General features: G+C 73.1%; 18 protein-coding genes. 16 read left to right on the top strand and 2 right to left on the bottom strand.

The window, feature by feature from the left end; all coding sequences use genetic code 11:
- The first annotated feature begins 95 nt into the window (after positions 1-95).
- The 6 genes from J7E97_RS13435 (at position 96) to J7E97_RS13410 (ending at position 8,253) form a co-directional block, all read left to right on the top strand.
- Positions 96-1,103: an ABC transporter substrate-binding protein gene (locus J7E97_RS13435; protein WP_215026385.1), complete on the top strand. Its 1,008-nt coding sequence runs from the start codon at positions 96-98 to the stop codon at positions 1,101-1,103.
- Between the two features lie 80 nt (positions 1,104-1,183).
- Positions 1,184-2,389 carry an acetyl-CoA carboxylase biotin carboxylase subunit family protein gene (locus tag J7E97_RS13430; protein WP_215026382.1) on the top strand — a complete coding sequence of 402 codons (1,206 nt, stop codon included), beginning with the start codon at positions 1,184-1,186 and terminating at the stop codon, positions 2,387-2,389.
- Positions 2,386-4,116: an IucA/IucC family protein gene (locus tag J7E97_RS13425; RefSeq protein WP_308346488.1), complete on the top strand. Its 1,731-nt coding sequence runs from the start codon at positions 2,386-2,388 to the stop codon at positions 4,114-4,116. Before J7E97_RS13430 ends, J7E97_RS13425 begins: the two co-directional genes overlap by 4 nt.
- Positions 4,113-5,327: an MFS transporter gene (locus tag J7E97_RS13420; RefSeq protein WP_215026376.1), complete on the top strand. Its 1,215-nt coding sequence runs from the start codon at positions 4,113-4,115 to the stop codon at positions 5,325-5,327. Before J7E97_RS13425 ends, J7E97_RS13420 begins: the two co-directional genes overlap by 4 nt.
- A complete protein-coding gene (locus J7E97_RS13415) occupies positions 5,327-7,048 on the top strand; it encodes an IucA/IucC family siderophore biosynthesis protein (protein WP_215026373.1) in 1,722 nt (573 codons plus the stop codon). Before J7E97_RS13420 ends, J7E97_RS13415 begins: the two co-directional genes overlap by 1 nt.
- Positions 7,045-8,253, top strand: a complete 1,209-nt coding sequence (locus tag J7E97_RS13410; protein ID WP_215026370.1) for a type III PLP-dependent enzyme — start codon at positions 7,045-7,047, stop codon at positions 8,251-8,253. The genes J7E97_RS13415 and J7E97_RS13410 overlap by 4 nt, the downstream gene beginning before the upstream one ends.
- Before the next feature lie 58 nt (positions 8,254-8,311).
- Here J7E97_RS13410 and J7E97_RS13405 read toward each other — a convergent pair whose 3' ends face one another.
- Positions 8,312-8,911, bottom strand: coding sequence for a GNAT family N-acetyltransferase (locus J7E97_RS13405; protein WP_215026368.1), 600 nt, complete (start codon positions 8,909-8,911; stop codon positions 8,312-8,314).
- Positions 8,912-9,105: 194 nt separating this feature from the next.
- Here J7E97_RS13405 and J7E97_RS13400 point away from each other — a divergent pair, with 194 nt between their 5' ends.
- From J7E97_RS13400 to J7E97_RS13355, 10 genes are read left to right on the top strand one after another with little or no spacing between them, the layout of a single operon-like run.
- Positions 9,106-10,392, top strand: coding sequence for an ATP-grasp domain-containing protein (locus tag J7E97_RS13400; RefSeq protein ID WP_215026365.1), 1,287 nt, complete (start codon positions 9,106-9,108; stop codon positions 10,390-10,392).
- On the top strand, positions 10,389-11,222 hold the full coding sequence (locus J7E97_RS13395; protein ID WP_215026362.1) for a Rossmann-like domain-containing protein: 834 nt from the start codon (positions 10,389-10,391) through the stop codon (positions 11,220-11,222). The genes J7E97_RS13400 and J7E97_RS13395 overlap by 4 nt, the downstream gene beginning before the upstream one ends.
- On the top strand, positions 11,219-12,340 hold the full coding sequence (locus tag J7E97_RS13390; RefSeq protein ID WP_215026358.1) for a PLP-dependent cysteine synthase family protein: 1,122 nt from the start codon (positions 11,219-11,221) through the stop codon (positions 12,338-12,340). The genes J7E97_RS13395 and J7E97_RS13390 overlap by 4 nt, the downstream gene beginning before the upstream one ends.
- Positions 12,337-13,485, top strand: a complete 1,149-nt coding sequence (locus J7E97_RS13385) for a dipeptide epimerase (RefSeq protein WP_215026355.1) — start codon at positions 12,337-12,339, stop codon at positions 13,483-13,485. Before J7E97_RS13390 ends, J7E97_RS13385 begins: the two co-directional genes overlap by 4 nt.
- Complete coding sequence (locus J7E97_RS13380) at positions 13,482-14,759, top strand: MFS transporter (RefSeq protein WP_215026352.1); 1,278 nt, start codon at positions 13,482-13,484, stop codon at positions 14,757-14,759. Before J7E97_RS13385 ends, J7E97_RS13380 begins: the two co-directional genes overlap by 4 nt.
- Positions 14,756-15,568 (top strand): trans-aconitate 2-methyltransferase, encoded by an 813-nt coding sequence (locus J7E97_RS13375; protein ID WP_215026350.1) that lies wholly within the window; start codon positions 14,756-14,758, stop codon positions 15,566-15,568. Before J7E97_RS13380 ends, J7E97_RS13375 begins: the two co-directional genes overlap by 4 nt.
- On the top strand, positions 15,565-17,133 hold the full coding sequence (locus J7E97_RS13370) for an ABC transporter substrate-binding protein (protein ID WP_215026347.1): 1,569 nt from the start codon (positions 15,565-15,567) through the stop codon (positions 17,131-17,133). The genes J7E97_RS13375 and J7E97_RS13370 overlap by 4 nt, the downstream gene beginning before the upstream one ends.
- Complete coding sequence (locus J7E97_RS13365; RefSeq protein ID WP_215026344.1) at positions 17,130-18,077, top strand: ABC transporter permease; 948 nt, start codon at positions 17,130-17,132, stop codon at positions 18,075-18,077. The genes J7E97_RS13370 and J7E97_RS13365 overlap by 4 nt, the downstream gene beginning before the upstream one ends.
- Positions 18,074-18,883, top strand: a complete 810-nt coding sequence (locus J7E97_RS13360) for an ABC transporter permease subunit (RefSeq protein ID WP_215026342.1) — start codon at positions 18,074-18,076, stop codon at positions 18,881-18,883. The genes J7E97_RS13365 and J7E97_RS13360 overlap by 4 nt, the downstream gene beginning before the upstream one ends.
- The gene (locus tag J7E97_RS13355) at positions 18,880-20,373 is read left to right on the top strand and encodes an ABC transporter ATP-binding protein (protein ID WP_215026340.1); all 1,494 of its coding nucleotides are present in this window, start codon (positions 18,880-18,882) and stop codon (positions 20,371-20,373) included. Before J7E97_RS13360 ends, J7E97_RS13355 begins: the two co-directional genes overlap by 4 nt.
- Here the strand turns inward: J7E97_RS13355 and J7E97_RS13350 are convergent.
- The gene (locus tag J7E97_RS13350) at positions 20,342-20,758 is read right to left on the bottom strand and encodes a metalloregulator ArsR/SmtB family transcription factor (RefSeq protein ID WP_215026338.1); all 417 of its coding nucleotides are present in this window, start codon (positions 20,756-20,758) and stop codon (positions 20,342-20,344) included. The genes J7E97_RS13355 and J7E97_RS13350 overlap by 32 nt on opposite strands.
- Positions 20,759-20,835: the final 77 nt, after the last annotated feature.

Here is a 20,835-nt window from a genome sequence, read left to right as displayed (position 1 = left end):
CCCCGATCGCCGGCCCCCCCCTTCGGGTCCCGCTCTCACCGCGGGCTCCCGCTCTGCCCGAAACAGCCCTGCCCGAAACACAGTCAGGAATCCTCATGGCTCGCACCGCCCTCGCCCGTAGACTGCCCGTCGCCGTCCTCTCCCTCGCCCTGTCCACCACCCTGCTCACCGCCTGCGGCAACAGCGACAGCCCGGACGCCGCGAAGCCCGCCGCCGGCCAGAGCGCCGCCGGATCCGCCGCCACCTTCCCGCGTAGCGTCAAGCACGCCGCCGGCACCGCCGAGATCAAGGCGCAGCCCAAGCGCGTGGTGGTCCTGGACAGCGGTGAGCTGGACGACGTCACGCTGCTGGGCATCACGCCGGTCGGCGCCGTCTCCCCGCACATGAAGACCGAGGGCGGCTTCCCGAACTACCTCAAGGACAAGATCAAGGACACCAAGGACGTCGGCCCGATGACGGAGCCGAACCTGGAGCTGATCGCCTCCCTGAAGCCGGACGTCATCCTCTCCTCGAAGGTCCGGCACGGGAAGGTCTTCGACAAGCTCAACGCCATCGCCCCGACTGTCCTCGCCGAGACCACCGGCCTGCCCTGGAAGGAGAACCTCGCGCTGTACGCCCAGGCCCTGGGCAAGGAGACCGAGGCGAAGAAGGCGCTGGACGACTACCAGGCCCGCGCGACCAAGCTCGGCCAGGCCATCAAGGAGAAGAACGCCGGCACCGCCCCGACCGCCTCGGTCGTGCGCTTCGTGGCCGGCCCGACCCGCCTCTACCAGAAGGCCTCCTTCAGCGGCACCGTGCTCAAGGACGTCGGCCTCGCCCGTCCCGCCTCGCAGGATGTCGACGCCGCGATGCTGGACGTCAGCGCCGAGGAGATCAACAAGGCCGACGCCGACCTGGTCTTCGTGACCGTCGCCGACGACCCGACCAAGACCAAGCAGAACGAGGTCCAGAGCACCGCCGTCTGGCAGGGCCTGAACGCCGTCAAGAACGGCAAGGTCTTCAACGTCCCGGACGAGACCTGGATGTCCGGCATCGGCGTGCAGGCCGCCGACCAGATGCTGGGCGACATCGCCAAGGCCGCCGGCGTCGACGCCCCGAAGTAGCACCGGTGCGGGGGCGGGCCGGCCTGGCCCGCCCCCACCGCGCCACCGCTGCCACCACCCCAGGAGAGGACCGTTTCCCCATGCGGCTGTACCTGCTCGCGCTCAACCCCACCGATTCCGTCACCGAAGGCTTCCTGCCGGCCGCCGCGGAGCTGGGCCTCGACGTCACCGTCCTCTCCGACTCCGCCGACCCGCACCGCCTCGCCTACGCCGCACTGCCCTTTGCGCCCGAGGTGCTGGAGTGCGACGTCCGGGACTTCCGCGAGGTCGTCAGCCGCATCTCCCGCCATCACGCACCGGACGCGGTCTTCACCAACAGCGACCACCTGCAGACGCAGGCCGCCCTCGCCGCGCAGTACTTCGAGCTGCCGGCCAAGGACTGGAAGGCCACCCTGCGGACCAAGAACAAGGCCGAGCTGCGCCGCCACCTGACGGCCCGCGGGCTGGACGCCGTCCGGTCGGCGGAACTGGCCCCCGGCCAGGACCCGTCCGTACTCGGCGAGCTGGGCATCCCCTTCCCCTGCATCGTCAAGCCCAGGGAGGGCGTGGCGAGCGAGGACGTGGCGCTGGCCGAGGACCTGGAGCACCTGATCCGGCTCGCCAAGGAAATCCAGCAGCGCCGTACGGGCACCGCCCTCGTCGTCGAGGAGTTCCTGGACGGCGAACTGCGGACGCTGGAGACCCTCGGCGACGCAAGCCGGCGGCACGTGCTCGGCGGCTTCCGGACCCAGCTCTCCGGGCCGCCCGGCTTCATCGAGGAGGTGATGGAGTTCGCCCACGAGCACCCGCGGCCCGTGGTGGACCAGATCCTCGCCCAGCTGGACGCGCTCGGAGTCGGCTTCGGCGCCTGCCACACCGAGTTCGTCGTCCAGGCCGACGGCCGCGCCCGGATCATCGAGGTGAACTACCGTGCCATAGGCGACCGGACGGACCTGGCGATGGCCCGGATCCTGGGCATCCCCTACTTCGAGCACGTGCTGCGCACGCACCTCGGCGAGCCGCTTCCCGCCGACCTCGGCGCCCGCACGGACATCCAGGCCCACAACCTGGCCGTCTGCGCCGACCGCGCCGGCACCCTGAACGCCGCCCCCGAGGCGTACGACCAGGTGATCGACGGCATCGAACTCTCCTACCGCCCCCTGCGGGCCGTCGGTGAGCGCCACCCGCACTACCGCACCAACCGCGACTACCTCGGCATGATCTGGGCCCTCGGTCCCGACCTGGACGAACTGCGCCGGGTGACGGCCGAGTTCGCCGCCGCACACCAGTGGGAGATCACCCCGTGAGCGCCGAACGGATACTGACGCTGCGGGTGCTGTCCGCGCTGCTGCGGGAGGACCTGCTCGGTCTGCGCACCCTCAGCGTCCCCGTACGCCGCACGGACGGGTCGTGGCTGCGCCTGGACCGGGACGGCAGCAGCACACTGCTGCTGCCGGTGGCCGAGGACGGCTTCCAGTGCGAGTACGCCGCGCGGCTGCCGCTCCTGGAGGTGGACGGCGTCCAACTGGAGACCCTCGACGGTGTGCTGGCCGCGCTGCGCGAGCTGGCCGAACCCGAGGACCGCGGCGGCCACGACGCCTTCGCCGAGGAATGCCGGCAGACACTCGCCACCATGGAGTTGCACGACAAGGTGCGGCCCGAGGTGCTGGCCGCACTCGCGGCCCGCTACGGCGGCGACCCCGCCCAGTGGTCGGGGCTGGGCGCCTCGCTCGCCCAGGACACCCTGGCCGCCTACCTGGACCACCCGGTCTACCCGACGGCACGCGGCCGGGCCGACCTGACGGAGGATCAACTCTCCGCCTACGCGCCGGAGTTCCACCCGTCGTTCCTGCTGCGATGGTTCGCCGTACCCGTCGGCACGTTCGACCTGCACACCGAGGAGCCGCTGCCCGACTGGTGGCCCACGCCGGAAGCGATCGGCCTGCCCGAACTGGCCGAAGGCCACCTCACCGTGCCCGTCCACCCGCTGACCGCCGGCGCCCCGCTGACGGACGCGCTGCGCGAGGCGGGCCTGGAGGGCGTGGCCGTACCGGGCCCCACGCCGTACCTGGAGGTCGTACCCACCCTGTCGATGCGGACCGTGGCCGTGGCCCGCGACCCTCGCTGCCACCTCAAGCTCCCGCTGGCCACCGCCACGCTCGGCATGCGCAACCGCCGTACCATCAAGGCCGGAGTACTGCCGGACGGCGCCGCCGGACAGCGCCTACTGGAGACGGTGATCGGCCTGGAGCCGCGCTTCACCGCGACGATCCTGCACGCGGACGAGCAGAGCTACGGGGAAGGCGGCCACGAGCTGCTGGCCGTGCTGCTGCGCCGCTATCCCGAAGGCATGGAGGATGCGGTGACCGTCCCGCTGGCCTCACTCGCGGCCACGGCGCCCGGCGGCCGACTGGTCGTGGACCACCTCGCCGACCGCTTCTACGACGGTGACCACCTCGCCCTCTACGACGCCTTCCTGACCCTGCTCCTCGACTGGCAGACCACCCTCTTCCGCTACGGCATCGCCCTGGAGTCGCACCAGCAGAACACCTCGCTGGTGTTCGACCGGGCCGACGGCGCCACCAGGCTCCGGCTGCTCTACAAGGACAACGACGGCCTGCGCATCAACGGGTCCCGCCTGAACGCCGCCCTGGGCGAATTCGCTCCGGCACCCAAGGAGTTCGACGACGCCCGGATCTTCGCCGACAGCGACCGCCCGCTCACCGACCTGTTCACCACCATCACCGGCCACCTGTGCGCGGCCTCACTCGCCTTCGCCCTGTCCGCCCAGGACCGGATCCCGCTGGAGACCTCCCTCGGGTTGCTCCGCGAGCGGCTGAGCCAGGCCGTCGACCGCCTCCGCGGCGACGGCGCCGCGCTGCGCGCCGACCTGCTGGACGCCGACCGGCTGCCGGTCAAGGCCATGGTCACCGCGGGCACCCTGCTCAGCAAGCAGAGATCCGGCGCCGCCGACATCAACAAGCACTACACCAGCGGCCCCAACTACCTCCGGCCGGCGAAGGTCGCGCGATGACCACCGACACCCTGGTGGGCTCCGTCGCAGCCGGGCGGCACTCGGACGGGCTGGACCGCCGGCAGGTGCACGCCATCGCCGCGTGCTACTTCGTCGCCTCGTTCGCCGCCCTCGGCCTGCCCCCGTACCTCACCGCGATCCTGCCCGCGCTCGGCGACCCGACCGGCAGCTGGGCCGGCGTGCTCTACATCGTGCCGACCGTGTTCAGCGCGCTGGGCGCACCGCTCTGGGGCCGGCTGGCCGACCGTTTCGGCCGCAAGCGGCTCCTGCTGCGCGCCCAGCTCGGCCTCACCGTCTCCTTCCTGCTGGCGGGCGCCGCGCAAAGCCTGCCGGCCTTCACGGTCGCCCTCGTACTGCAGGGCTTCCTCGGGGGCACCTTCGCCGCCACCAACGGCTACCTCGCCGCCGCCCTCGAAGGCCCCCGGCTGTCGAAGGCCCTCACCCTGATGCAGGGCAGTGCCCGGGCCTCGCTGGTCGCCGCGCCGATCCTGGTCGGGGCGCTGACCCCGTGGATCTCACCGCACCGGCAGTACCTGGTGATGGCCGTCCTTCCACTGGCCGCCGCCGCCCTGCTGGCCCTGCTGCCCGAACCGGCCCGGCCCGCACCGCGTGCCGAGGAAGCCGACGCGACCGGGTCCGTACCGGCGGCGGGACCGCTGCGCCTGCTCTACGCCTTCGAGTTCGTGTTCGTCTTCTCCACCGTCATCTCCTTTCCCTATCTGATAGCCCTGGTCGAGGAACGGCTGCCCGGCGTCTGCGGAACCGTCTCCGGGGTGCTGTTCGCCCTGCCGCACCTGTGCTACTTGGTGTTCGCCGCCCGGGTGCACACCGCGTTCCTCGACCGCCCCCGGGCCGGAATCGCACTGGGCTTCGGCTTCGTCGCCCTGGGCCTGGCCGGCCATGCCGTCACCCACTCGCTGCTCACTTTCGTGCTGGTGCGCCTGCTGCTCGGCGCCGGGCTCACCCTCGGCCTCGTCTGCCTCTCGGTGCTCGCCGCCGAGGCAGCGCGCGGCCGCGCCCCCGGCCGGATGTTCGGCACCCTCGAATTCGTCTCCAAGGGCGGCGCGGTAGCCGCCGGCGCCGTCGCGGCCCTCGCCAACAGCACGCTCGGCGCCTCCGCGCCCGTGTTGATCGGCACCGCCGCCGCGCTGGCCGCCGCGCTCGGCGCCGCCGCGCTCGCCCGTTTCCCCCGTAGCCGATGGAGTCATTGATGCCTCTGCCCGTACAGCCGCTGGCCTCACCCGCGCTCGACCTGCCCGCCGCCGACCATGCGGTGGCGCACACCCTGCTCAACTGCCTGCTGCGTGAGGTGTCCGGCCCCGAGCACCAGAGCGCCGTCGTCGACGGCCGGCTGCTGATCCGCCTCCCCCGGCGCGGGGTACTGCTCCGCGTCGCGCTGCGGCGGACCTCGCTGATCGGCGCCCACCGTTTCACCGGCCCCGCCTTCGAGGAACGCGCGGACGGCTGGGCCGAGCTGAGCTGGCGCGAGCTGGCCGAGCACCTCGGGCAGGAGCTGACCCTGCGCAGCGGAGTCGGCAACGAAGAGTTCATCGAGCAGGTGGCCTCCAGCCACCAGGGCATCGCCAGCGCACTGACCGGCCGGGGCGAGCCCGACGGCGACCGCTACCTCGAGTCCGAGCAGGCACTCCTGTTCGGCCACCGCTTCCACCCCGCCCCCAAATCGCGCTCCGAGGACCGGACCGCCTGGGCCGCGTACGCGCCGGAGGCCCGCGCCTCCTTCCCGCTGCGCCACCTCGCGGTACGTGCGGACCTCCTCGCCGAGGAGAGCCTCGACCCGGCCGTGACCGCCATGATCGACGGGCTGCGCGAGGTCCCCGCCGGATACCGGCTGCTGCCCGCACACCCCTGGCAGTACGAGCTGCTGCGCGACAACCCCGCCCTGCGGGCGGCCATCGCGCGCGGTGACGTCCTGGACCTGGGCCCCGGCGGCGACCCGTTCACCGCGACCGCCTCCGTGCGCACCCTCTACGGCGAGGACGCCTTCCTGAAGTTCAGCCTGAACGTTCGGATCACCAACTGCCTGCGCAAGAACGCCGCGTACGAGCTGACCGGCGCGGTCGCACTCACCAGGCTGCTGGCCCCGGCACTCGGCGAACTGGCCGAAAGGTTCCCGGACGCGACGATGCTGCGCGAGCCCGCCTTCCGCACCCTGGCCCTGCCGGGCCCCGACGGAAACGCCGACCTCGCCCTGTTCGAGGGCTTCGGGCTGATCGTCCGCGACGGCCTGGCCGGCGCCGTGCGCCCGGGTGTCACCGCGCTGCTCGCGGCGGCCGTGGCCGACGAGTACCCGACCAGCTCCGCCCACATCTCCCACCTGCTCGACGGCGCCGAGCCGCAGGAGGCCTTGCGCTGGTGGGCGACGTACCTGCGGCTGCTGCTGCCGCCCGTGCTGGCCGCCTACTTCGACCACGGAGTGGTCCTGGAGCCGCACCTGCAGAACGTGCTGATCGGCGTGGACGGCGACGGGCACCCCGCCCAGGTCCTCTTCCGCGACCTGGAGGGCACCAAGCTCGTCCCCGAGCAGAACGCCTCGCTCCTCGCCCAGCTGCCCCCCCAGGTCGCGGGGCCGATGGCCTACGACGCGCAGCGCGGCTGGGACCGGGTCGTCTACTGCCTCCTCGTCAACCACGTCTCCGAGCTGCTCGCGGCGCTGGCCGACCAGTACCCCGAGCTGGAGGGCGCCCTGTGGGAGGAGGTCCGCTCCGCCCTGCAGTCCTACGCCGACGAGCACGGCTGCCCGCCCCGGCTCAGCGCCCTGCTGGCCGGCGTGCCGCTTCCCGCCAAGGCCAATCTGCTGACCCGCTGGGAACGCAAGGCCGACCGTGCGGCCGACTACGTGCGGCTGTCGTCCCCGATCGCCGAGTCCGTGCTGGCCGAAGCCGCCCACCCCTCCGTCTGGAGCACCCGATGACCGTCACCCCCCTGGTATTCGGCCACGTCGCCGCGCTCCCCGCGGACGATCTCCCGGCGTACGTGTACGACCTGGACGCGCTGCGCACGCACGCGGCGGCCGTCCGGGCCGCGCTGCCCGCCGGCGTCGAGCTGTACTACGCGGCCAAGGCCAACCCGGAGCCGGCCGTCCTCGCCGCGCTGCGCGGGTCGGTCGACGGCTACGAGGTCTCCAGCGGGGGCGAGCTGGCACACGTGCGCCGGGCCGTGCCGGACGCGCCGCTGGCCTTCGGTGGTCCCGGCAAGACGGAGGCCGAGATCACCGAAGCCGTCCGCGTCGGGGTGCACCGCTGGCACGTGGAAGGAGTACAGGAGCTGCACCGGCTGGCGGACGTACTGGCGGCCACGCCGCAGGCCTCGGTCGACGTCATGCTGCGGGTGAACCTGCCGGTCACCTCGGGATCACTGGACTCCGTCGCCCTCGCGATGGGCGGCCGGCCCACCCCGTTCGGCATGGACCCCGACGGCGCCGAGGCGTGCGTACGCCTGCTGGCCGGCCCGCTGGGCAGCCGCCTGCGGCTGCGCGGTATCCACGCGCACCTGGCCAGCGGCTTGGACGCCTCCGCCCAGCTGGCGGTCGCCGAGCACATCACCGACTGGTCCGCCGAACTCGCCGAGCGCCACGCCGTCACGTTCGAGGAGATCAACATCGGTGGCGGGATGGCCGTCGACTACACCGATCCGGCCGCGCGCTTCGACTGGACCGCCTTCGGCGCCGGGCTGGAGAAGCTGCTCGCCCGCCACCCCGGGCTGACCCTGCGCATCGAGCCCGGGCGGGCTCTGACCGCGTACTGCGGCTGGTACGCCACCGAGGTGATCGACGTGAAGCAGAGCTACGGCGAGGACTTCGCGGTGCTTCGCGGCGGTACCCACCACCTGCGCACCCCCGCCACCCGGGGCCACGACCAGCCGTTCACCGTCCTGCCCGTCGAGGACTGGCCGCACCCCTGGGCCCGCCCGGCCACCACCACCGGCCGCGCCACCCTGGCCGGCCAGCTCTGCACCCCCAAGGACGTCCTCGCCCACCGCGCCCCCGTGGACGGTCTGCGCACCGCGGACCGGGTGGTCTTCGCACTCGCGGGCGCCTACGCCTGGAACATCTCGCACCACGAGTTCCTGATGCACCCGCGCCCCGGCTTCCACTTCCTCGGCTCGGACGACGCCTGACGGCCCCGGAAGCCGGCGGCGGCCACACAGGGCCCCTGCGCGCCGCCGCCGGTCACCGTCACCGCGAGTCCACCCATGTGTGGGCTGTGGCAGCGGCTGCGGCAGCGGCAGTGGCCGGGATCGGGATCTCGAAGTGGACCGTTCCGAAGCCCCCGTGCTCGCCCGTCGTGCGGGCGTCGTAGACCTCCGTCGCGAGACCGCGCCAGAACGCCTCCGCGCCGGGGATGTCCACATTCGTGTGCAGGTAGATGCTCTCGTAGCCGGGGATCCGCGCGGCGAACTCGCAGGCCATCAGCACCATGGCACGGGCCAGTCCGTTCCGGCGGTGGCCGGGACGCACGTACACGCGCAGCAGTTGGGCGGTGCGGCCGGACGGGTAGCGCTCGGTGAGCCACCGCGGGTGTGGCGGGTGGGCGGGGCCGCGGGAGTGCAGCGCGGTGGTGCCCACGACCTCGCCGCCGCGCACCGCCACGACGAGGGTGTGGCGCGGATGGGCGAGGTAGGTGGCGTCGATGTCGACGACGTCGGAGTGCCAGCGGGGGACGTATCCGTAGTCGAACTCCCGGTAGAACGTGTCGAGCATGACGCTCCGCGCGCCCGGGACGTCCTGCGGTACGGCGTGCCGCACCAGGTACGGGCCGATCGCCCGATCACTCATCAGCTCTCCCATGGGTCGATGGGGTCGATGACTCCCCTCCGGTTCACGAGCGGCAGGCTACCGGAAAACCTCTCTATTGGAAATGAAAACGATTTCCGATAGCTTCTCTTCGGTCCGGTGCGGCCCCCTGCTGTCAGGTGGGCCGTGCCGCTCGTATGCCCGAGAGCTGTGACGGCGGTCTGAGAGGAAGTCCCGTGGGACATCTGCTGGTTATCGAAAGCTGGGTGGGGTCGATGAGCAGGCTCCTGCCCAGGGCGGTCGGCGAAGGCGGCCACGAGTTCACCTTCGTCACCCGGGACCTCCACCACTACCTGCGTGCCGCCTCCGCCGACGGACCGCATCCGCTGCTCGCGGCGCGCAACATCGTCACCGCGGACACCAACGACATGGACGCGCTCCTGGCGCACCTGGAGCGGCTGCACGCCGTGCTCGCCTTCGACGGGGTGGTCTCCTCCTGCGACTACTACCTGCCGGCGGTCGCGCGCACGGCCGAGCGGCTGGGTCTTCCCGGCCCCGCCCCCGAAGCGGTCGAGAGCGCCTGCCGCAAGGACCTGACCCGCCGGGTGCTGGCCGACGCCGCGGTGCCCGGCCCCCGCTTCGCGCTCTGCACGGACGTGGTGCGGGCGGCGGCCGCCGCCCGGGAGATCGGCTATCCGCTGGTCGTCAAGCCCGTGGACCTGTGCGCCGGGATGCTGGTACGAGAGGTCCGCGACGAGCGGGAACTGGAGGCGGCCTGCCGGGCGCTGGAGGAGTTCCCGGTCAACGCGCGGGGCCAGGACCGCAGTCCGGTCCTCCTCCTCGAAGAGCTCCTCACCGGCCCCGAAGTCAGTGTCGAGACCGTCTCCTCCAGCGGAGTCACGCGTGTGGTCGGAGTCACCGACAAGAGCATCAAGGGGGCTCCGGCCTTCATCGAAACGGGCCACATGTTCCCGGCGGGCATCGAGCCGGAGCTGGAGCGGGAGGCGACCGAGACCGCCGTGGCGGCGATCAAGGCCCTCGGGCTGGACCAGGTGGTCTGCCACACCGAGATCAAACTGACCCCCGACGGGCCCAGGGTGGTCGAGGTGAACCCCCGCCCGGCCGGCAACCAGATCACCGAGCTGGTACGCCGGGTCACGGGCATCGACCTCGCCGCCGCCTGCGTGGACGTCGCCCTCGGCCGCGACCCGGACCTCACCCCGCGAGCGACCGGCGTACGCAGCGCCGCCATCGCCTTCCTGCTGCCGGACACCACCGGCGTCCTCACCGGCATCCAGGGTGCGGACAGCGTCCGGGAAGTGCCGGAGGTGCTGGAGCTCACCCTCGCCGAGCCGGGCCGCCCCGTACGCCCCGCGACCAGCAACAACGAGTACCTCGGGCACATCATGACCACCGACACCCACGGTGGCGGCGCCCGCCGGAACGCCGAGCGACTGCTCGGCCTCCTGCGCCCCACCTACGAAGAGTGTCCGGCCGAGCCGTCGTCGGCGGTGTCCGCATGAGCGCACCCACCCCGCACGAGCCCCGCGTCCGCACGGTCGACGAGCTCATCGAACGCGTCCGCACCGGCGACTACGGCACCGACCCGGCCCAGGAGCACATCGCGGTCGCCTTCACCACCGCCCAGGCGGTCCGCCACGAAGGCCGCAGCAGCGGCTACCGCAACGAGGTCCTCAGCCTGCGCCTGGCCGGGGCCGTCGGATCCTGCGCCGTGGAGCCGCGAGCGCTGCCCGCGACCGCGCTCGACGACTGCGTCGGCGCCACCGTGGCCGACCTGCTCGACCACCCGCTCCTGCCCGTGCGGATCGCCGCGCTGGACGCCTACCTGATGCACGTGCGTCCGCACACCCCCGCACACGGGGCCCGCCCCTACGCACTGCCCGCGGGCAGCTCCCTGCACCGCTCCAGGGCCCGGGCCCGCGCGGTCGTCGACCTCCTGCCCGCCGCCGGGACCCGGCAGGTCCTCGTCGTGGGTGTCGTGAACTCCCTGCTGGAGCGGCTGCGCGAGCGCGGGACGGCGTACACGCCCTGCGACCTCAAGGGCGGCACCACCGAATGGGGCGAGCCGGTCCGCGTCGACGCCCTCGCGCAGCTGGAGCACTGCGACGCGATCCTCGCCTCCGGCATGACCGTCGGGAACGGCACCTTCCAGCCACTGCTCGACCACGCCGCCGCCACCCGGAAACCGCTCGTCATGTTCGCGCAGACCGCGAGCGCCGTCCTGCCGCGCTTCCTCGGAGTCGGGGTGAGCGCGGTGTCCGCCGAGCCCTACCCGTTCTTCTGGCTCGACGGCGGTCCCGGAGTCATCCACCGCTACGGAGGCACCCGGTGACCACCGCACCCCTGCTGCACCGCGCGCCCGGCACCTTCTCCAACCCCGACCTGCTGCCGCTCGTAGGCCGCACCCCGCTCGCCCGGATCCGTACCGAACTCCCTTACCCGCACCCCGGTTTCTGGGCGAAGCTCGAATGCCTCGGCGCCGGCGGCATGAAAGCCCGGGCGGCGGTCTCCATGCTGCGCGGCGCCCGGCGGCGCGGGGAACTGCTCCCCGGCGCCCCCGTGGTCGAATCGACCTCCGGCACGCTCGGCATCGGTCTCGCCTTCGCCGGACAGGCCCTCGGCCACCCGGTCGTCCTCGTCGGCGACAGCGAACTCGAACCGTCGATGCGCCAGTTGCTGCGCACGTACGGCGCCCAGCTGGAGCTCGTCGACCGCCCGGCGGCCGAAGGCGGCTGGCAGGCCGCCCGGATCGCCCGGCTGCGCGAGGTCCTGACCCGGATGCCGGACGCCTACTGGCCCGACCAGTACAACAACCCCGACAACGCGGCCGGCTACCAGTCGATGGCCGCCGAACTGTGCGGTCAGCTGGACCACCTGGACGTCCTGGTGTGCAGCGTCGGCACCGGCGGGCACAGCGCCGGACTCGTCGGCGCGCTGCGCCGCCGCTGGCCGCGCCTGAAGGTGATCGGCGTCGACTCCGTCGGCTCGGCCATCTTCGGCCAGCCCGCCCGGCCCCGCCTGATGCGCGGACTCGGCAGTAGCATCCACCCGCGCAACGTCGCCCACCACGCCTTCGACGAAGTGCACTGGGTCGGCCCGGCCGAGGCGGTCGACGCCTGCCGCAGGCTCGCCCGTACCAGCTTCGTCAGCGGCGGATGGAGTACCGGAGCCGTCGCCCTGGTCTCCGCCTGGGCGGCCCGGGTGGAAGCCGGCGCGGTCGTCGCGACCGTCTTCCCGGACGGCCCGCACCGCTACCTCGGCACCGTCTACGACGACGACTTCTGCCACGTCCACGGCCTCGACCGGGCCGAACTCTCCGTCCGGCCGCTGGAGATCCCGCACCCACGGGCGGTCGAGGCCGTCGGCTGGGCCCGCTGCCGCACCGTCCTCGACCCGGTGGCGCTCCGCCGTCCCCAGGTGCCCGAGCCCGTGCGGGGAGGCGCCGCGTGAACCTCACCTGGAGCACCGCGGAACTGGAACTCGCCGAGCCGCTGCGCATCTCCCGCTCGGTGATGGCCCGCCGCGACGCCGTCTGGGTCACCATCGAACACGGCGGTCTGCGCGGCTGGGGCGAGGCCGTCAGCAGCGACTACCTCGGCCTGCCCGCCGACCGGATCCTGCGGCACCTCGCCGCCGCGCGCCCGGGCATCGAACGCATCCCCGACCCCGAGACCGCGTGGGACGAACCCGCCGCTTGGACCCGCCCGGAGATGCCGGCCGGTGTGCTCGCCGCGATCGAGGCGGCCCTGCTCGACCTGACCGGCAAGCGGGCCGGCCGGCCCGCACACCAGCTGCTGGGCTCGGACACCGCCCCCGCCGTGGCGACCGCCCGTACCGTCGGCATCGTGCCGCCCGTGGCGGCGGCCGCGCAGGCCGCCCGCCTCGCGATGAGCGGCTTCACCGTCCTGAAGGTCAAGGCGGGATCCCCCGATCCGGCGGACGACCTCGCCCGGGTGGAGGCCGTACACACTGGAGCCCCCCGCGCGAGCCTGCTGCTCGACCCCAACGGGGCGTGGAGCGAACGCCGGGCCCTCGACCTGCTGCCCCGTTTCGCCGCGCTCGGCGTCGAAGCCGTGGAGCAGCCGATCGCACCGGGCCGCCCCGACGCCCTGGCCCGGGTGGCCAAGGAATCCCCGGTCCCGGTCATCGCCGACGAGGACGCCGTCTCGTACGAGGACGCCGTCGCCCTGGCCGGTCTGGTGCACGGCGTCAACGTCAAACTCGCCAAATGCGGCGGGGTGCGGGCCGCCCTGCGCATCCACGAAGCCCTGCGCGGCAGCGGCACCGAGCTGATGCTCGGCTGCCTCACCGCCAGCTCGCTCGGCATCGCCCCCGCCGTGCACCTCGCCGACCGGGCCCGCTGGGTGGACCTCGACGGACACCTGCTGCTCGCCGACGACCCGTGGACGGGCATCGGCGGAGCCGACGGCACCGTACGGGCCGCGGACCGGGCCGGTCTGGGCGTCAGCCGGACCCAGGAGCGGGCCGGTCCGGCTGTCAGCCGCGCCCAGGACCGGGCCGGTCCGGAGGTCAGCCGCGCCCAGGACCGTGCCGTTCCGGGCCCCGGACGCGCCCGCGGGGAGGCCGAACGGTGAGAACCCTTGCCGCCGTACGGAGCTTCCCCCTCCCCGTACGCCTGCTCCTCGTCAACCAGCTCGGCGTCAACACCGGCTTCTACCTGCTCATCCCGTACCTCGCCATCCACCTGACCGACGACCTCGGCATGTCGGCGGCCGTCGTCGGCGTGGTCCTGGGCCTGCGCAACCTCAGCCAGCAGGGGCTGTTCCCCATCGGAGGCTCGGCCGCCGACCGGCTCGGCGCCCGCGGGGTGATCATCGCGGGCTGCGCCCTGCGCACCCTCGGCTTCGCCCTGTTCGCCCTCGGCGACGCGCTGCCGCTGCTGATCGGCGCCTCCATACTCAGCGGGCTCGCGGGGGCCCTCTTCAACCCCGCCGTCCGGACGTACGTCGCCCAGGAGGCGGGCGGGCGCAAAGCCGAGGCCTTCGCCCTGTTCAACGTCTTCGCGACCACCGGCGCGCTGCTCGGCCCGCTGCTCGGCAGCCTCCTGCTCCTGGTGGACTTCCGGGCCGCCGCCGTCACCGCGGCAGCCGTGTTCGCCGTACTCACCCTCGCGCAGCTCCTCGTCCTGCCCGCCCGCGCGGCCCCCGCACCCGACACCGGGGTGCTCGGCGACTGGCGGGAGGTGAGCGGCAATCGCCGGTTCCTCGCCTTCTCGCTCGCCATGGTCGGCATGTACGGCCTGGAGAACCAGCTGTACCTGCTGCTGCCCCACGCGGTGGCGCGGGCGTCGGGCTGGGACGGTTCGACCGGTCTGCTCTTCCTCGCGGGAACCGTCGCCCATCTGTGCTTCCAGCTGCGCATCACCCGCGGGCTCGCGGCCCGCGGGAGTCGCGCCCGCTGGATCGCCACCGGCCTGGCGGTCATGGCTCTGGGCTTCGTCCCGCCGATGCTCGTCTCGGGCGCCGCGGCCCCGCACCCGGCGTACCTGCTGCTGGTGCTGGCCGGCGCCCTGCTCCTCCACCTCGGCGTGATGATCGCCCAGCCGTTCGTGATGGAGCTGATCCCCGCCTTCGGCCGCGAGAACCTCACCGGCACCTACTACGGCCTCTTCTACGCGGTGTCGGGCATCGCCGCCGCCGTCGGCAACGCCGGGATCGGCTGGGCCATGGACACCGCCGGACACACCGGCCTGACCTGGCTGCCCCACGCCTGCTGCCTCGCCCTCGGTCTCGCCTCGGCCGCGGCCGTCGCACGGCTGCACCGGCGGCGCGCGCTGCCCCCCGACTCCGTACCGGACGACCCCCTGCCCCCACGTGCCGACGTACGCACCCGAAGCGAGACGAAGTGACCAGCGGCAACCTCCTCAGCGACCACCCCGAACTCTATGAAGAGCGCTTCCCCGACCCGGAACACCTGGCGGCCCGCTGGGTCGAGGACGTGCTCGTGCGCCACGGCGCCGGCCCCCGCCTCCTCGACGTAGGCTGCGGCACCGGCCGCGACGCCGCCTGGCTGCACCACCGGGCCGGCCGCGAGGTGACCGGCATCGACACCTCGGACGCCATGCTGGCGCACGCCCGCAGCCGCCACCCCGGCCCCGGCTACCACCGCGCCGACATGCGGGACTTCGGCCTCGGAGCCGTCTTCGACGCGATCGTCTGCCTGGACAGCGCCTTCCTGTACTGCCACACCAACGACGAACTCGCCGCCTTCCTCGCCCGCTGCCGCGCCCACCTCACCCCGGGTGGACTGCTGGTCGCCGAGATGCGCAACGGCGCCTTCTTCCTCGGCAACACCGAACTGCTGGACGGGCCCCGTACCGCGACCGCCGCCTGGCGGGGAGTCACGTACACCTCCCGCACCACCCTCCACGTCGACCACGCGGCGCAACTGCTGCGCCGCCGCAGGATCTGGACGGCCGACGACGGATCGCCCCGGACCGAGCAGCACTCCGCCTGGCGCCTGCTCTTCCCGCAGGAGCTCCGGTACTTCCTCACCACGGCCGGCTTCGAGGTCCTCGACCTCTACGACCGGCCCGGCCCGCGCACCGAACCGTCCTGGAGCGAAGGACAGGCCCCCCAACGGAGCGCGAGTTCCGACCGCCTTCACCTGATCGCCCGGCTCGAGCCCGGTCACAGCAACGGAGACAGCACCTCATGAACGACCAGCCCAGCGGCCTCGCCCGAAGGGGTTTCATCATCGCCGGCAGCGCCACCGCGATGGCCCTCACCGCGGGATGCGGCAGCGGCGGATCCGCCGAGCCGGACGCCAAGAACGCCGCGGCCGGTCCCGCGAAGCAGGGCGGCCGGCTGCGCGCCGCCTTTGCCGGCGGCGGAGCCAACGAGACCCTCGACCCACACCAGGCCAACCTGTTCGTCGACGCCGCCCGCGCCAAGGCCCTGTTCGACAAGCTCGCCGACTTCGGCGCGGACCTCGCGCCGGTGGCGAGGCTCGCCGAACGATGGGAGCCGAACGAGGCCCTCGACACCTGGCGGATCACCCTGCGCGAGGCCGCCTTCCACAACGGCGAGCCGGTCACCGCCGAAGACGTCCTCCACAGCTACGCCAGGATCGCCGACCCCAAGGGCACCTTCCGGGCCAAGGCCTCGCTGGAGCCCATCGACCTCGCCGCGAGCCGCGCCGTGGACGCGACCACCGTCGAGTTCAAGCTCAAGCGCCCGTACGCGGAGTTCCCCAACGTCCTCGCGGCCTTCGGCGCGTACATCGTCCCCAAGGACGCGACCTCCTTCGACGAGCCCGTCGGATCCGGGCCGTTCAGCTTCGTCTCCTTCAAACCCGGCAGCTCTCTCGTCGTCAAGCGCAACGACGCCTACTGGGAGGGCGCCCCCCACCTCGACGAGCTCGAATTCGTCGTCGCGACGGAGGAATCGGCCCGCGTGAGCGCCTTGCTGGGCGGCCAGGTCGAGTACGCCCACGAACTCAACCCGGCCACCGCCCGCGCCCACGAGGGCAAGGGCAAGATCGACGTCGTACGCCTGCCGGGCAGCGCCATGCAGGGCTTCGTGATGAAGACGGACAGGGCGCCGTTCGACGACAAGCGGGTCCGCCAGGCCTTCTTCCTCATCGCCGACCGCAAGGAACTCCTCGACGGAGCTCTCTCCGGCGCGGGCGAGGTCGGCAACGACCTCTTCGGCAAGGGCTACCAGTACTACGCGTCCGGTCTGCCGCAGCGCACCCAGGACCTGGAGAAGGCCCGCGCGCTGCTGGCGGAGGCCGGCGTCGCGGGGCTCAAGGTCACCCTCGACACCGCCCCCGCCGCCACCGGCCTCATCGAGGCCGCCGGCATCTTCAAGGAGCAGGCGGCCAAGGCCGGCGTCACGGTCGAGGTCAAGGTCGGCAACAAGGACACCTACTGGAAGGACATCCTGAACTCCGGAACCTTCGCCTCCTACCGGTCCGGCGCCATGCCCATCGAGTCCCACATCTCGCAGCGGCTGCTGACCGGCTCCACCACCAACGCCACCAAGTGGCAGCACAAGGACTTCGACGACCTGTACCAGCAGGCCCAGTCCACCCGCGACGCCACCCAGCGCGCGGCGCTGTACGAGCGGATGCAGCGTCGGCTCCACGACGAGGGCGGCTTCCTGATCTGGGGGTTCGCCGACTGGATCGTCGCCACGGCCCCCAAGGTGCGCGGGGTGTCCAAGGAAGCCCCCGCCAACACCCTCGACTGGGCCCGCTTCGACAAGATCTGGCTCGCGTGACGCTCCACCTGTCCTGGGCGAGCCACCGCTTGCTCCTCGGTCTGGGGCAGACGGCGGCCGTCGTCCTGTTCGTCTTCGTGCTCACCGAGGCCCTGCCCGGTGACGCCGCCGTCGCCCTCGCCGGGGACCAGCCCGACCCCGAGCGCATCGCCCGCATCCGTGAGGCCATGGGCCTGGACCGGCCGGCGGCCGAACGGCTCCTGGAGTGGGTCACCGGCATGCTGCACGGCGACCTCGGCACCTCCCTGGTCACCGGCCGTCCCGTCACCGGCTACCTGGCCTCGGGCCTCGCCCCCACCCTCGTCCTCGCCACCGTCACCCTCGGGCTCCTCGTCCCGCTCTCCGTCGGGCTCGGGGTCCTGGCGGCCCGCCGGGAAGGCGGCCCGCTGGACCGGACCGTCAGCGCGCTGACCCTCGCCGTGCACGCCGTACCCGAATTCGCCTTCGGGGTGCTCCTGGCCACCCTGTTCGGACTATGGCTCGGCTGGCTGCCACCCACCGCCGTGGGCGCGGACGTCTTCTCCGAGCCCGCCGTCCTCGTGCTGCCGGTGATCGTCCTGCTGTCGCGGCCGGTGTGCACCATCAGCCGCCTGGTGCGCGCCGGGATGATCGACGCCATGGCCTCGCCGTACGTCGCCCAGGCGCGACGCTACGGGGTCCGCGCTTCCCGCATCCGCTGGACGCACGCCCTGCCCAACGCCCTCGCCCCGGCGACGCAGCAACTGGCGCGCACCTGCGACTGGCTGCTGAGCGGAGTCATCGTCGTGGAGGCCCTCTTCGTCATCCGGGGCCTGGGCACCGTGCTCATCGAGGCCGTCGCCGCCCGGGACGTGCCCGTCGTGCAGGGCATGGCCGTCGTCTTCGGCGTCGTCACCGTCCTGGTCAACCTCGCGGCCGACCTGGTCGCCCGCCGCTTTGCCCCCCGTTCGCAGGTGGCGGCATGAAGCACACCCCGGCGAGGTACGCGCTCGCCGTCGGGCTGATCGCCGTACCGCTGCTGGTCGCCCTCCTGGGCCCGCTGGTGGCCGGTCCCCCCGGTCCGCGATCCGTCTCCTTCGTCACCGGCCCGGGTCACCGGCTCGGCACCGACTTCACCGGCCGCGACGTCTGGCACCAGGTGCTGCTCGGCGGCCGGTCCGTCGTCCTGGTGGCCCTCGCGGCGACCGCGCTCGCCTACCTCGTCGCCCTTCCCCTGGGCCTCGCCGCCGCCCTCACCCGCCGTACCTGGCTGGAGGAGGTGCTGATGCGGCCCCTGGACGTGGTGATCGCCGTCCCCTCGCTGCTCCTGGTGCTGCTGGTCGCGGCGACGCTCACCCCCGGTCCCGCCGGGCTGACGGCCCTGGTCGGGCTGGCCGCCGTGCCCGACGCGGCACGTGTCGTCCACGCGGCGGCCGTGGAGGTATCCGCGCGGCCCGCCGTCGAAGCGCTGCGGATGCAGGGAGAGTCCTGGTGGCGCACCGCGACGGGCTACGTGGCGCGCTCCATGCGCCGCACCCTCGCCGCCGACGCCGGGATCCGGCTGACCGGCGCCCTGTACCTGGTCGCCACGGCGGCCTTCCTCGGTGTGGGCGTCCAGCCGGACGCCGCCGACTGGGCGGTGATGGTCGACCGCAACCGCACCGGCCTCTTCCTCCAGCCGTGGGCCGTAGTGGTTCCCGCCCTCCTCATCGCCGCCCTGTCCATGGGCACCAACCTGCTGTTCGACGCGGTCCTCCACCGACCGGACCACACGAAGGGAACGCAGCCATGAGCCCCGTCGCAGAGGTGCGAGACCTTCGGGTGGAGATCGGCGGGCGGGCGATCGTCGACGGCGTGAGCCTCGAGGCCCACGCGGGCAAGGTCACGGCCGTCATCGGCCCGTCCGGCAGCGGCAAGACCACCACGGGTCTCGCCCTGCTCGGCGAATACCCCCGGGGCGCCACGGTCGAAGGCACGGTCACCACGGCGGGGGACGCGGTGGGCTACGTACCCCAGCACCCCGCCGCCGTCCTCAATCCCGCCCGCCGCGTGGGAGCCCTGCTGCGGGACATCGCCGCCCGCCGGGGAGGAGACCGGGGCGAGATCCGAGGGCGTGTCGAGCGGGCCCTGCGCCTCGCGCAGATCCCGGACCCCGCCGCCGTGCTGCGCAGGTTCCCCCACCAACTCTCCGGCGGGCAGCAGCAGCGGGTCGTCCTGGCGCAGGCACTGCTGCTGGGCCCCCGCGTCATCGTCGCCGACGAACCCACCACCGGGCAGGACGTCCTCACCAAACAGGGCATCGTCGCGGAACTGGCGGCGGTGGCGCGCCGGGGCATCGCCGTCGTCCTGCTCAGCCACGACCTGGACGTGGTGCGGGAGCTGGCCGACGAGGTCGTGGTCATGCGGGAAGGCCGCGTCGTGGACCGAGGGCCGGCATCGTCGGTCCTCACCGACCTTCCGGCCGACCTCCCGCGGGAGGCGTCCGGCGCAGCGCGAACAGCCCGCCCGCGCGGGCCCGTACGCCTTGAGGCGCAAGGCCTGACCGCGCGGCACCGCGCGGCCCGGGGCGCCGTCGACGTGCTGAGCGACATCGGGTTCTCGGTGGCGGTGGGGGAGTGCCTGGCGCTCGTCGGCCGCTCCGGCAGCGGCAAGACCACCCTGGGACGCTGCCTGGCCGGCCTGCACTGCGCGTACGACGGTACGGTCCTGTTCGAGGGCACCCCGCTGCCGCGCAGCCTGCGATCGCGCACGAGGGCCGAACTGGCCGCAGTGCAGTACGTGTTCCAGGACGCGAAGGCCGCCTTCGACGAGCACCGGCCCGTCCTCGACCAGGTCGCCCGCAGCGCGGTGCGGCTGCGGGGGGCGGGCCGGCCGGGCGCGCGCCGGGCGGCCGCGGCGACCCTTGAGGAACTGGGCCTGACCGCGAGCCTCGCCGAGCGCCGGCCCGGCGGGCTCTCGGGCGGTGAACTCCAGCGGGCCGCACTCGCCCGGGCCCTGCTGGCGGAGCCGCGAGTCCTCATCTGCGACGAGATCACCTCCGGTCTCGACCCCGTCACGCGCCGCGCCATCGTCGACGTACTGAACCGACTGCGCGAACGCACGGAACTCACCCTGGTGTTCATCACCCACGACCTCGAGGCCGCGGCCCGCCTGGCCGACCGGTTCGCGGTCCTGGACGCGGGACGCATCGTCGGGGAGGGGCCGGCCGACCGGCTGAGCGCACCGCGGAGGAGTCACGGCGCCCGGGCGGTTATGCCCGACGCGCTGCTCGGCGGTCCGTGATCTCGGCGGCGGCGGCGTCGGCGGCGTCGGCGGCCGTGTCGTGGAGTCCCAGGCGCAGGTGCTCGACGTGGAAGAGGGCCTGGTCGAGCAGCTCGGCGACGTGGTGGTCGTAGAGGGAGTAGACGATCGAGCGGCCCTGGCGTGCGCCGGCGACCAGGCCGAGGTTGCGCAGCAGGCGCAGCTGGTGGGAGCAGGCGGACGGTTCCATGCCGACGGCCTCGGCGAGGTCGCCGACCGCGCACGGGCCTTCCTGGAGGCGGGCGAGGATGTACAGCCGCGAGGGGGTCGCGAGGGCCTGGAGGGTCGCGGCGACGTCCGCGGTGCCCACGGCGTCCAGGCGTTCGCGCGTGGTGGCGGAGTTCTTGTCGTCCATTGCGTGGCCCATGGTGGCCATCTTAGCGGCGATATCTGAAGACCTGTTCAGATGTTCCTGTATGTTGGAGGCGTAGTCGTCCCTCGTTC

The organism is Streptomyces sp. ISL-66, assembly GCF_018614135.1.
Taxonomy (GTDB): domain Bacteria; phylum Actinomycetota; class Actinomycetes; order Streptomycetales; family Streptomycetaceae; genus Streptomyces.
This window is presented reverse-complemented; position numbering and strand designations above follow the sequence as displayed.

What these genes read in the sequence shown, in the direction of transcription:
- J7E97_RS13435 (WP_215026385.1), top strand. Translation starts at nt 96, where the DNA reads ATGGCTCGCACCGCCCTCGCCCGTAGACTGCCCGTCGCCGTCCTCTCC.
- J7E97_RS13430 (WP_215026382.1), top strand. Translation starts at nt 1,184, where the DNA reads ATGCGGCTGTACCTGCTCGCGCTCAACCCCACCGATTCCGTCACCGAA.
- J7E97_RS13420 (WP_215026376.1), top strand. Translation starts at nt 4,113, where the DNA reads ATGACCACCGACACCCTGGTGGGCTCCGTCGCAGCCGGGCGGCACTCG.
- J7E97_RS13415 (WP_215026373.1), top strand. Translation starts at nt 5,327, where the DNA reads ATGCCTCTGCCCGTACAGCCGCTGGCCTCACCCGCGCTCGACCTGCCC.
- J7E97_RS13410 (WP_215026370.1), top strand. Translation starts at nt 7,045, where the DNA reads ATGACCGTCACCCCCCTGGTATTCGGCCACGTCGCCGCGCTCCCCGCG.
- J7E97_RS13405 (WP_215026368.1), bottom strand. Translation starts at nt 8,911, where the DNA reads ATGAGTGATCGGGCGATCGGCCCGTACCTGGTGCGGCACGCCGTACCG.
- J7E97_RS13395 (WP_215026362.1), top strand. Translation starts at nt 10,389, where the DNA reads ATGAGCGCACCCACCCCGCACGAGCCCCGCGTCCGCACGGTCGACGAG.
- J7E97_RS13370 (WP_215026347.1), top strand. Translation starts at nt 15,565, where the DNA reads ATGAACGACCAGCCCAGCGGCCTCGCCCGAAGGGGTTTCATCATCGCC.
- J7E97_RS13360 (WP_215026342.1), top strand. Translation starts at nt 18,074, where the DNA reads ATGAAGCACACCCCGGCGAGGTACGCGCTCGCCGTCGGGCTGATCGCC.
- J7E97_RS13355 (WP_215026340.1), top strand. Translation starts at nt 18,880, where the DNA reads ATGAGCCCCGTCGCAGAGGTGCGAGACCTTCGGGTGGAGATCGGCGGG.
- J7E97_RS13350 (WP_215026338.1), bottom strand. Translation starts at nt 20,758, where the DNA reads ATGGGCCACGCAATGGACGACAAGAACTCCGCCACCACGCGCGAACGC.